The organism is Xenorhabdus thuongxuanensis (assembly GCF_001908095.1).
Taxonomy (GTDB): Bacteria; Pseudomonadota; Gammaproteobacteria; order Enterobacterales; family Enterobacteriaceae; genus Xenorhabdus; species Xenorhabdus thuongxuanensis.
Genome location: NZ_MKGR01000002.1, coordinates 206,880 through 218,957, shown reverse-complemented (window position 1 = coordinate 218,957; position 12,078 = coordinate 206,880). Strand labels below are relative to the sequence as shown.

The 12,078-nt window shown below is 39.5% G+C and carries 12 protein-coding genes and 1 tRNA gene; 7 read left to right on the top strand and 6 right to left on the bottom strand.

Annotated elements, in window-relative coordinates; genetic code table 11:
- Positions 1-15 precede the first annotated feature (15 nt).
- Together Xentx_RS02505 and Xentx_RS02500 are read right to left on the bottom strand one after the other, a co-directional pair.
- Positions 16-327 (bottom strand): type 1 fimbrial protein, encoded by a 312-nt coding sequence (locus Xentx_RS02505; RefSeq protein WP_074018697.1) that lies wholly within the window; start codon positions 325-327, stop codon positions 16-18.
- A gap of 282 nt (positions 328-609) precedes the next feature.
- A complete protein-coding gene (locus Xentx_RS02500; protein WP_074018775.1) occupies positions 610-930 on the bottom strand; it encodes a type 1 fimbrial protein in 321 nt (106 codons plus the stop codon).
- 458 nt (positions 931-1,388) lie between these two features.
- On the opposite strand from Xentx_RS02500, the gene Xentx_RS02495 reads away from it, so the two are divergent.
- Positions 1,389-2,093: a phosphatase PAP2 family protein gene (locus Xentx_RS02495; protein ID WP_074018695.1), complete on the top strand. Its 705-nt coding sequence runs from the start codon at positions 1,389-1,391 to the stop codon at positions 2,091-2,093.
- Positions 2,094-2,437: 344 nt separating this feature from the next.
- Positions 2,438-3,025, top strand: a complete 588-nt coding sequence (gene mepS / locus Xentx_RS02490) for a bifunctional murein DD-endopeptidase/murein LD-carboxypeptidase (RefSeq protein ID WP_074018694.1) — start codon at positions 2,438-2,440, stop codon at positions 3,023-3,025.
- Between the two features lie 92 nt (positions 3,026-3,117).
- On the opposite strand, the gene Xentx_RS02485 is transcribed toward mepS, so the two are convergent.
- The 3 genes from Xentx_RS02485 to rsuA all read right to left on the bottom strand — a co-directional run bounded on the left by Xentx_RS02485 (position 3,118) and on the right by rsuA (position 5,991).
- Complete coding sequence (locus tag Xentx_RS02485) at positions 3,118-3,462, bottom strand: YejG family protein (RefSeq protein ID WP_074018693.1); 345 nt, start codon at positions 3,460-3,462, stop codon at positions 3,118-3,120.
- A gap of 597 nt (positions 3,463-4,059) precedes the next feature.
- Complete coding sequence (locus tag Xentx_RS02480) at positions 4,060-5,250, bottom strand: Bcr/CflA family multidrug efflux MFS transporter (RefSeq protein ID WP_074018692.1); 1,191 nt, start codon at positions 5,248-5,250, stop codon at positions 4,060-4,062.
- A gap of 33 nt (positions 5,251-5,283) precedes the next feature.
- Positions 5,284-5,991, bottom strand: a complete 708-nt coding sequence (gene rsuA, locus Xentx_RS02475) for a 16S rRNA pseudouridine(516) synthase RsuA (protein ID WP_074018690.1) — start codon at positions 5,989-5,991, stop codon at positions 5,284-5,286.
- 277 nt (positions 5,992-6,268) lie between these two features.
- Here rsuA and radD point away from each other — a divergent pair, with 277 nt between their 5' ends.
- Together radD and rplY are read left to right on the top strand one after the other, a co-directional pair.
- Positions 6,269-8,026, top strand: coding sequence for a DNA repair helicase RadD (radD, locus tag Xentx_RS02470; RefSeq protein WP_074018774.1), 1,758 nt, complete (start codon positions 6,269-6,271; stop codon positions 8,024-8,026).
- 178 nt (positions 8,027-8,204) lie between these two features.
- Entirely contained in the window at positions 8,205-8,486 is a 282-nt protein-coding gene (gene rplY, locus Xentx_RS02465; RefSeq protein ID WP_074018689.1) for a 50S ribosomal protein L25, read from the top strand.
- A gap of 111 nt (positions 8,487-8,597) precedes the next feature.
- Here the strand turns inward: rplY and yejK are convergent, their stop codons facing one another.
- Positions 8,598-9,608: a nucleoid-associated protein YejK gene (yejK, locus tag Xentx_RS02460; RefSeq protein ID WP_074018687.1), complete on the bottom strand. Its 1,011-nt coding sequence runs from the start codon at positions 9,606-9,608 to the stop codon at positions 8,598-8,600.
- Between the two features lie 277 nt (positions 9,609-9,885).
- Here yejK and Xentx_RS02455 point away from each other — a divergent pair, with 277 nt between their 5' ends.
- The 3 genes from Xentx_RS02455 (at position 9,886) to Xentx_RS02445 (ending at position 12,041) form a co-directional block, all read left to right on the top strand.
- Positions 9,886-10,113 (top strand): YejL family protein, encoded by a 228-nt coding sequence (locus Xentx_RS02455; RefSeq protein ID WP_045971370.1) that lies wholly within the window; start codon positions 9,886-9,888, stop codon positions 10,111-10,113.
- A 30-nt stretch (positions 10,114-10,143) separates the two neighbouring features.
- On the top strand, positions 10,144-11,889 hold the full coding sequence (gene yejM / locus Xentx_RS02450; protein WP_074018686.1) for an LPS biosynthesis-modulating metalloenzyme YejM: 1,746 nt from the start codon (positions 10,144-10,146) through the stop codon (positions 11,887-11,889).
- 75 nt (positions 11,890-11,964) lie between these two features.
- Positions 11,965-12,041 (top strand) — tRNA-Pro (locus tag Xentx_RS02445).
- The last annotated feature ends 37 nt before the right edge of the window (positions 12,042-12,078 follow it).

Genomic DNA, 12,078 nt, shown 5'->3' with positions numbered 1-12,078 from the left:
TCATCGTCTATGAAGTTAGAAGTAATCCACATTAACAATTGCCACACGTTTCTGATTATCAGTCCACTTCACTCTAGAAACACCTATGTTACCAGGAAGTATGACATCACTTTTCGTTTTGTGAGTTGAAATGATTTGTTTAACAGTGAGATTTTTACCTAATCGATAGCAAGAGATATTGGCTTGAGTGTTTGATATAACGACTTGACATCCTGGATCAACAATCGCACCCGAAAACCGAATTACTCCTCCTTTAGATTCGGCATATCCATAAGAAAGCCATGAAACCAATAAACAACTAATTAACAGCTTAAGATAATTTTTCATGGTTACCTCACTTTCGTTTTTCCATTAACTAAAACTCAGCTACCTTTTATTCCTTCATCTCCATAATAACTATTTCATGTGAAAAAAATACGACATTGAGAACTTTTATTGATAAATATCAAAAGTGATTTTTTTAATTAAAAAACAGACACACCACCTTCATTGATTAATTAAAAAACTGTTATTAATAATCATTATTTAAACTAAATCACGGTTAATTTTATTGATTTTATTTTATATTATTTAGCTAAAAGAAATAATTATTGTACTTTTATGTAACATTTAATGATAAGTTATAGTAACAATACCCAATTCTTTATTTTTTCCCACCCATTTTATTTCTTCTGTTCCAATATGTTTTTCAATCGATAATGGAGATTTTCTATCCTTTTGATATTTTATGAGTTTCTCTTGAGTTAGCTGTTTTCCATTATACCAGCAGACCATTTCAGTATGCTTTTTATCCCAACTAAGTTGGCATGGAGGCTCAACAATAGCACCATGGAAATAAATAGTTCCAGAACCAGAGGTTGACGGAGAATTCGCCATTACAGGATAATAAGACAAAGACATGAACAAAAAAGTTGTCATTTTTCGTAACATAAGCATTCAACCTCCACTACAAGTGTTATTATCTTTTTTCAACTTTAGCCGCGCTAATTTGAAAACCAGATAATGGTGTAACGCTCTGCTATATAGGGATATAACGTCAAATGAAACTTTTTCTTTATACTTTTTATTAATTCGAACCACAATTCGATATAATATTCTAATAAGTTAGGATATGATAAAATCAATTGATATTTATTTAATCATAGTCAGGTGCTGGCATTGCATCAAATATATATTATCGGTACTGCGGTAGGGATTTAGCTATTTTTTCGATATCATAAGATTATCTACATATTTAACAAAAATAAAGTTTAGTGGTGAATCATGCAAATATGCTGATATAACCACAGTATTCGATGATGATTACGCTTTCCCATAAATTTTGTTATAGTCCCTTCCCAAGTTAATTTGTCTACTAAACTCCATTTTACGTGTTAAATAGGTATCTCATGACTCGCAGTCACCCACTCGCTATATTTATCCTGAATATTTTTGGTATTGCCCTGTTCCTCTCATGGTACTTGCCTGAGAATCACGGCTTTTGGTTCCATATTGATTCCGCCATTTTTTATTTTTTTAATGAAAAATTACTGCCAGGTTCGAATTTTGCCTTATTTGTAGCTATCGCGAATATTAGGGCATTTGATATCATATCACTTCTATGCATGGGTCTACTTTATTACAGCGCATTTCGCAAACAGGATTACGCCGGCAAGCGCCGACTTTTCATGATTGGTTTAGTAATGCTTATCTCTGCCGTTATCATTAATCAAATAGGCCATCAAATCCCCGTCAGCCGCCCAAGTCCAACGCTGACATTTGAAAATGTTAATCGTATAAACGAAATGACAAGTTGGCATACAAAAGATGCATCCAAAGACAGTTTCCCTGGTGATCACGGGTTAATGCTCTTAATTTTCAGCAGTTTCATTCTACGTTATATCTCCCGCAGTGCATTCTGCATTGCTCTACTAATTATGGTCGCATTTGCTCTTCCCCGTATTATGGCAGGTGCTCACTGGTTTACAGACATTGCTGTAGGCTCTTTATCTTTAACACTGATCGGCATGAGCTGGGTATTGTTAACTCCATTGAGTGATATTATGGCAACATGGCTAGACAAGAAATTACCCCATATTAGACGCGATAATTAACCTCATGATATTGAGGAGATACCTGTTATCTTCTCAATATCACCTCATATTTATCAAAGAAGTATAAAATAAAAACAACTTATCCTAACCTATTAGTTCCTAATCTAATTTTTTGTAAAGAACTCTTTTTGTCTCTCGCTTTTTACCAATGATTTCAGTAATCTTTCCTGCGTCCTTTTTATTAAAATAATATGTTTTGTAAAGATAATAATAAAATGTGTTACTTCGCACACTTTATGGGCAGAAAATTTGTTAATTCACCATATTCTGACTAGGCTTTAGAACATTTAGTGTTTTCATGATGGTGATAAATCACGTTAAGGACTGCAAGGGAAAATCAATAAATGGTTAAATCGAAACCAACACTGAGATACATCTTGCGGCTGATACCCGCAATTATAGCGGCAGTAACACTGACCGCATGTAGTTCACCAGACTCTAACCTACGCAATAAACAAACTGAGACGCATGCAGTAAACACTGGAAAACATTATTTACTGCAAGCATCTCAGGATGAATTTGAAACCCTGGTCAACAATTTAGACATTAAGTCTAAGATACTCAATCAATACGCAGACTGGAAAGGTGTAGCCTATCGACTTGGTGGAAATACCAAACGCGGCATTGATTGTTCTGCTTTTGTGCAACGTACTTTTCATGATCAATTTGGTATGGAGTTACCACGTTCCACATTAGAACAACAGAATATAGGACAAACCGTTAGTCGCTCTAAATTGCAGGCCGGTGACTTGGTACTGTTTAAGACAGGAGCTCGCAGGCGCCATGTCGGTATCTACATCGGCAATAATCAATTTGTCCATGCTTCAACCAGTAATGGGGTTATCGTTTCCAAATTGACCGATACTTACTGGAGCAAACGCTACTATGGCGCAAGACGAGTTTTATCAGATAACATAAAAGCCTCAACTTAACCGACACCTAACGCGATTTATTACTAAGATTTTCCCTTGCAGACATTAAAAAACGCTTCTATTTAAGAAGCGTTTTTTATCAATGGGTAAAATCATAGTGGATACAGCGCAGTTATATTTTCTGCAATTGCAGCGCCTAACGTCTTTAAACGACATATCACCGCGCTCTCATCTTCCTTAGCAAAAAACAAACATGATTCTCCTTCCCACTCAATCACAGCGCTCGGTATCTGCATATCAGCGATGGACTGATTTATAACATACAAAATTTCCCGTGCTTCTTCGCCTTCATGGCTTAATAATTTCAGCCCCATCAGGCTATTTCCTAGATCTGTTTCTTCTGCTGGTAAAATCTCTACTTTTGTACCAACGAAGCCGGTTGACCACCGATAACTTTGCGGCAGTCTGTGTACTACCGAAAGTTGGATATTATTCACGTATCATTCCTATCAGAAACAACATTAATATATTTAACCACCAGACGTAGATTATCGATTCGTCAAAACCGAATAACCGTCAAACAAAAAAGTAAACAAAAGGTTAAAATAAAAATTGCGTTACCGCACTTACTTCACTTCCTACTTCAAAAAAAGTGCGACGTAGCTCGCATTTTATATATATTTATACTGTTTAGGTAAAAAATTCAACTTATTTTTATGCAAAACAGCAACCTTTAGTTCAAAATTTGTTTACATATTTGTTTCTTTCAAACGTTACTACGTGACAATAAGAGCACAAACTTTTTATTTACAATAGGTTAAACAATGACAAGCCTATAACCTTCCATAGCCATAAAGTCATTATGTAAGGTTAACAAAAAATCAACATTCAAACACTGACTGGATATGATTATATTAACAATTCCCTACATTTTTTTGATAATTGCTCGATATTTCCTGTTCATCAGGTTAATCAATAACATCTTTCAAGGTTCAAGGCACTTTAGGAAAATAAACGAAAGGCCATCCCATACTGGCAGATGACCTCTAAAAACAGCTCGATTATTCTTAGGACATGGCTATTTATGATTCTGATTATTTATACGACTTACTGCGTGCATAGATAATAAGCATCACTGCTAATGTCACGCATAACGCCATTGAGCCCACCATCGGCCAGGCACTCTCTTCTGGCAATAAAGATAAAATAACTCCCACTGATGCAGCAATACTAAAACGGATGGTTCCGGCCAGTGAAGAAACGGTTCCGGCCATATAGGGATAATCGTCCAACACAACAGCCATAGTGTTAGATGTAATCATGGAAATTCCGCTGATATAAATAGCAACCCCTATAACTAGAGAAATAAATCCCATATCAAACATGGTACTAAATAGTAACCATAATCCCATGACAAATTGCACAAACAGCCCAACATGCAACATTTTCAATGGGCCATATTTGCGCACACACTGGCTATTGATAGTTGCCATGATGAACAGAAAAATAATATTTAGCCCAAAATAGTAACCAAAATGCTGTGCAGGTACACCGTTCAGTTTGATGTAAACAAATGCACCAACACTGAGAAAAGAGAACATTCCAGCAAAGGAGAAACCACTAGCTAAGATATAGCATAGTACTTGGCGTTGCCGGAACAGCATGACAAACTGTTTTACAGTAGTTTTTAAGTGAAATTTCTGTCTCTTCTCTTTAGGTAATGTCTCTTCTATGAAGAGAGCTACCAAGGTAACAGTAATTACTGCAACCAGAGCAATCGACCAGAAAATAGCATGCCAGTTAAACCATACCATCAATATCCCACCCAACATGGGAGCCAATAAAGGTGCGATGATCATCACCAATGTCACAAAAGACATACTGCGGGAAAATTCCTCTTTTGTGAACCTATCACGCATCAAAGCGTTAATGACAACACCGGCTGCCGCAGCAGAAAATCCATGTAAGAAACGCATGAAAATAAAAGTATCAATATCTTGTGCTAAAGCACATGCAGCAGAAGAGATGGCAAAAACAATAACACCTCCCAAAATGACTGGCTTACGCCCTAAGCTATCCGACATTGGCCCATAAATCATTTGCCCAATAGCAAAGCCCAAAATATAGCTACTCAACGTCATTTGCACCAAACCATCACTGACACCAAAACTTTCAGCGATCGTTGGCATACTTGGCAAATACATATCAATTGCCAATGGCATTAACATAGAAAGCAAACCAAGGATCAATACTAATCCCAAATAGGACGAACGCTGTTGTTGCACGCAGTTACTCCTGAATCAATTGAAGGATAAAAATTAAGGTGTTGGAATTTTTATGCTGTTGATTTCATTATCAGTCAGCGCCCGATATTCTCCTGGTTCCAGTGTAGGATCGAGGTAGATTTCACCGATTCGTTCCCGATGAAGCGCAACAACATGATTCCCTACTGCGGCAAACATCCGTTTTACTTGGTGATAACGTCCTTCTCTGATAGTCAAACGAACAAGTTGAGGCTCGATAATTTCCAGTTGTGCGGGTTTTGTCAGTGCTTTTTCCCCATTTAGCTGTACCCCTGCCAGAAATTTTTGCTCGGTATCCTCAGAAACAGGGTATTCCAATGTCACAAGATAAGTTTTTTCGCAGTGATGTTTGGGGGATGTAATACGGTGTGACCATTGACCATCATCAGTCAACAAAACCAACCCTGTAGTGTCAATATCCAAACGCCCTGCTGAATGTAATTTATGGGCAACAGGCTCATCGATAAAATACAAAATTGTTGGGTTTGACGGATCATCTGTCGAACATACATATCCTTGAGGTTTATTTAGCATGAAATAACGTAGGCCACTGAGTTGTTGCAATATCGTACCATCATAGGCAACTTGCTGATCGGACTTCAATTTATAGGCTCCTGTTTTGATGATCTCATCATCGACAGTGACTAGCCCTGCCCGCAACTCTCGCCCCACATCATTGCGGCTAATACCTAATTGTTGTGATAAAAATTTATCCAATCGCATGAATAGATGTCCCTGACAAAAAATAAACACATAAGAATATGCCCTTGATATTACGAACAGCTTCAAGGCCACTATTGGGATACAAGATTAAACAGATAATTGTAATTCACAGAAAAATCATCACTCCGGCAACTATAACAATAATAAGCCACACGTTATAGCCCATCTGATCCTAAAAAAATAATGACGAATTATTTCTAGACGGCAGGTTTCAATGAAAAATGTTATTCTCTACAGCAATTATCTTTTACCTGATATTTGTGACAGTAACATAAAAATGGCTTTTACTTTACGCCCTTATCAACAAGAAGCGGTAGACGCAACCATTCGCTATTTTCGCCATCATAGAGATCCTGCCGTTATTGTGTTGCCAACAGGGGCAGGTAAAAGTCTTGTCATCGCTGAATTGGCAAAGCTGGCTCATGGCCGTGTTTTAGTACTGGCACATGTCAAAGAACTTGTTGCGCAAAACCACAGCAAATATGGTGCTTATGGATTGGATGCAGACATTTTTTCCGCAGGGTTAAATCAAAAACAAAGTACTGGAAAAGTGGTTTTTGGCAGCATTCAATCTATTGCTCGCAACCTAGATTGCTTTAATCACCATTTTTCACTGCTAATTATCGATGAATGTCACCGCATCAATGATGACGAAAACGGCCAATACCAAAAAATCATCCAGCAACTTCGAAAAAACAATCCCCAAATTCGCATCTTGGGTCTAACCGCAACACCTTATCGCCTCGGGGCTGGCTGGATATACCAATATCATTATCATGGTATGATCCGTGGTAATGAACGCAGTTTTTTTCGCGATTGTATTTATGAACTTCCATTGCGTTATATGATTAAGCATCATTTTCTGATTTCTCCAGAAAGATTGGACATACCTGTAATGCAATATGATTTTAGTCAGGTGCGAACCAGCCAACAAGGAATATTCAATGAAGCAGAATTGAATCGGGAGATAAAACGCCAAAAGCGTGTCACTCCTCATATCATTAGACAGATCGTTGAATATGCACAAGCTCGAAAAGGGGTGATGATTTTCGCCGCGACAGTCGAACATGCCAAAGAAATCTTCCAATTGTTGCCTACAGGACAAGCCGCGCTAGTCAGTGCAGATACCCCACCATCTGAACGAGATAGCTTAATTACGGCATTCAAGGAACAACAACTCCGCTATATGGTCAATGTTGCTGTACTCACAACAGGATTCGATGCACCCCATGTTGATTTAATCGCCATATTGCGCCCAACAGAATCTGTCAGCCTTTATCAGCAGATCGTAGGACGCGGCTTACGTTTATTTCCTGATAAAAAAGATTGCCTGATTTTGGACTATGCTGGCAATCCCCACGATCTTTACACTCCTGAAGTAGGTAACAGCAAACCCAACTCACAAAGTCAACCTGTCCAGGTATTTTGCCCCATCTGCCAATTCGCCAATACTTTCTGGGGCATATGCGCAACAGATGGAAACATCATTGAACATTTTGGACGACGCTGCCAAGGTTGGGAAGAAGACGAGAATGGGAAACGTCAACAATGCGATTTTCGTTTTCGTTTTAAATCATGCCCCCATTGTGGTGCAGAAAATGATATCGCGGCCCGACGCTGCCATCGTTGTGAAGAAGTGCTCGTCGATCCTGATGATATGCTGAAAGCAGCCTTAAGACTAAAAGATGCACTGGTACTACGTTGTGGTGGCATGCAACTAACACCAGGTCACGACAACAAAGGAGAATGGCTGAAAATCACCTATTACGACGAAGATGGTGCGGACGTATCTGAGTTATTCCGTTTATCTACTCCAGCCCAAAAGAAAGTATTTCAACTACAATTTCTTCGCCAACACCAGCGTGCGCCCGGAACCATTTTTCGCTGGGAAACAGCGCCAGACATAGCAAATCAATTTCCTTTATTGCGTCATCCTGATTTTGTTGTTGCGCGTAAAAAAGGGCAATTTTGGCAAATCAGAGAAAAGATTTTTGACTATCAAGGGCGATTTAGACGGGCTGCCGATTTGTACTAAATATGTCGATTAGACTATCCACTAACCAACCGGAAAACATATTTATATTTGCTGTCATATCGGTTTTTCGCTAGAATGCCGCCCGCTTAACGTGATAACTCATGTTAAGCCAAGTATCGAACCTGCTGCTGGGTCGCCTGTAGCAGGATTTATTTTCTTCTTTTACAGAGAAAAAATAATGTTAACTATTAATGCAGAAGTACGTAAAGAGCAGGGCAAAGGTGCGAGCCGCCGCCTGCGTAAAGCTAACAAGTTTCCAGCAATCATCTACGGTGGTAACCAAGAGCCAATCTCTATCGAACTGGATCACGATGCAGTTATCAACCACGAAAGCAAGCCAGAATTTTACGAAGTTCTGACTCTGGTTGTTGATGGTAAAGAAACTAAAGTTAAAGTGCAGGCAGTACAGCGTCACCCGTTTAAACCTAAACTGACGCACATCGATTTCCTGCGTGCTTAATTAGCCACAGTCGAGCTTTTATCGGGACGCCGAGTAAATAACGCCGCAATTGCGGCGTTATTTATTTCTATAGCTCATTTTTACAAATCAGCTTTTTCACGGTGATCAATATTAGCGATTGCCACCACCATGACGTTGCAATTGATCGCGCAGATTCGGTGGCGTACCTTTGATCGTCAATGTATCCGTTACAGGGTCCCAAAAAATTCGTTCTCCCATCAACATGGCATCAAAATTAATGGTTAACCCTCCACCACTGCCTGCAAATTTCGTCAATTGGCGCAATGTTCCGCGATCGGCCGGAAAACTCTCTTCCAATTCATAGCCCTTATCCTGCGAAAATTGCTGAAAATTTTGCCCATCTAACAATGAGGGTAACTCTTGGGATAGATCTTGTAACTTAATTTCCTCGCCCGCCTGTAACTGTTCATTACAGTAACCATAAACTTGCTGACGATAAGCCTGACGTTCATTTTTATCCAACTGTGCCGACTCACAATAATCATCCAAAGCCTGCAACAAACCTTTATTTTGAACTTTGGCATTCATGCCTTCACTGGCGGCCAGGAAATCCATAAAAAAGTCCGAAACCTTACGCCCTACCCGCCCTTTTAAGAAAGTCAGGTAACGACTGGATTCAAGATTGGTTTCCCATTCAGTTAGATCGATTCTTGCAATAATATCTGCATGAGGAATATCAAGATATTGCGTCGTATTTACATCGAGTTCATCATTGACGGACGTACTGTTACAGCTATTAAGAACAGCAATCAGTAAATATTCCACGGCAAGATAGCGATATTGACAAAACAATACCGTTCCCCCTTCTGCAAACGGATACTTCGCTAACTCATCTTTTAAGCGAACAGTTGCAGCCCGACTAAAACCGAGAAAATCGTCATCTCCTTTACGTAGATGACGAAGTGATCCCGCCAGCTCACTTTCTTCATTGAACGAACCGTAAGCTTTACTTTTCGCGCTATATACACGATGCAACTCTGCCATCATCTCTTCAACCACTTGGTTGGTATCAAGCAAAGCATCACGCAAAATCACTTCCAACGTCTGTTCATCACGTTTAATCAACCGATGTAGCGCGATCTGGGTAATTTCCAGACTCATTATTTATACTCCTTTTGCAGCTTTGGCCATATAGGGCCGTGCGGTTAGCGGCGTATTCAAACATCGTTATCTTTCTGCTGCAACCAAAAACCCCATTGACGAAAAATACTCGTCATTTAATTGCCAACATCCTACATATCAAAGAATAAAATGATGCAATATATTCAATATTGGCAACAACCCTGGCAGCAGCGTGTTAATTTGTCATAAAAAAAGCAGAAAATCCCCCCTCTATACGGTAAGATATGGGGCTTTGTACATTCAGGATATTTGATTTATGCCACAGTCATCTCGCTATAGCGATGAAAAAGTTGAACATTTATTAACTGAATTAGTAAATGTTTTCGAGAAAGACCATACTCCAACTGACCTGACCTTGATGGTTTTGGGTAATATGGTAACAAATTTGATCAATACGAGTATTGCTCCTGCACAACGCAGACACATTGCAGACTCGTTTGCACACGCGTTGCAATCTTCAATCAACGAAGATAAAGCGCATTAATCTTCATTAACACGTTGACGTAAAGAAAATATGGTGACTAGCTGTCAGCATTACCGCGAAAAAGTTTCTCAGATGATCAGTTGGGGACACTGGTTCGCACTGTTCAACATTATGTTCAGTCTTGTGCTGGGCAGTCGCTATCTATTTGCATCTGACTGGCCGAGTTCACTGTTTGGTCGCATCTACGCGCTGGTCAGTTGGCTCGGCCATTTCAGTTTCATTGTCTTTGCCATCTATTTACTTATTTTATTTCCGCTGACATTTATCGTTATGTCCCAGCGGTTAATGAGGTTTCTTTCGACCGCACTAGCAACGGCAGGCTTGACACTACTGATATTCGATTCATCCATCTATGTTCGCTTTCACCTGCATTTAACTCCATTGGTTTGGGATTTAGTCACCAATCCAGAACAAGGTGAGTTAGCAAGGGAATGGCAACTGATGTTCATCTGTATTCCATTGATTTTCCTAATACAGATGCTTTTTGGCACCTGGAGTTGGCAAAAATTACGCAGCCTAAACCGCCAACGATTTGGTAAGCCACTGGCAACAGTATTTATTACTGCTTTTATCGCCTCACACCTCATATACATATGGGCTGACGCCAACTTCTATCGCCCAATTACCATGCAGCGCTCAAACTTGCCAATTTCTTATCCAATGACCGCCCGTAAATTCCTTGAAAAACATGGCTTATTGGATCAACAAGAATTTCAACGCCGCATTAACCAACAAGGCAACCCCACAGCCTTGAGCGTCAATTATCCACTGAATAATTTATCTTATCAGGATGCTGAGCGCGGTCGCGGTTATAACTTACTTCTGCTTGTTGTAGATGGGCTGGATCATCAAGACATCATCCATGATATGCCAACTCTGGAACACTTTGCGAAGAACAATATCCAGTTCACTCAACATTTCAGTACCGGCATTCACGATGACACTGCATTGTTCGGTTTATTCTATGGTATATCATCGGGTTATCTGGACGGTATTCTTAACACCAGGAAATCCTCAGCGCTTATTGATGCCCTGACACATCAAGGGTATCAATTCGGTCTTTTTTCTTCAGATGGATTCCAGACACCACTTTATCGCCAGGCCATATTGACCGACTATTCATTGCCAGAAGCTAAAAAGCAAAATGATAACTTAACAGTGACGCAGTGGAGCCAATGGTTAGATCTACGAAATGGTTCCACACCATGGTTCTCATTTCTGGATATTAATGGTTTTGTATCTTCATCCGGTAAATTTGATAAGAAAGCGCTGGATACTGAAATCAGTCATGTTTTAGAAGTCCTGAAAACTAAAGGCGTCTTAAATAAAACGATCATTGTGATTACAGCCAAGCAGAGCAAAAAAACAATAGCTAACAAAGGAAAATGGTTTACGGGTGACAAATTCAATCGTGAACAGATCCATGTTCCCCTGATAATTCAGTGGCCAGGCACCCCTGCACAAACCATCGATAAGTTAACTAACCATCAAGATATCATGACAACCTTGATGCACCGTTTATTGCATGTTACTAATTCTCCAGAAGATTATTCCCAGGGTGAAGATCTCTTTAATGCCCAAAGAGAAAATCCATGGCTTATCACGGGTGATAATGGTGCCTTAATTGTTACAATGGCCCAAAATACTGTCTATATTTCCAAGGATGGAGAGTATCATCTGTATGATTTAGATGGTAATGAAATTCAGGATGCCAAACCAAACCTTGCCCAATTATTACAGATATTAACGGAAGTGAAACGATTTTTAGCAAACTAATCGTTTAAAAATCAGTCACTCACTAAATTAGGGGCTTGCTTTGCAAATAAAAAACGGTAGTATAGGAGAAGTCATCGGCATGTAGCGCAGCTTGGTAGCGCACCGTCATGGGGTGTCGGGGGTCGTAGGTTCAAATCCTATCATGCCGACCAAATTTCCCTAGAAAAACCAACCAATTGCGGTTGGTTT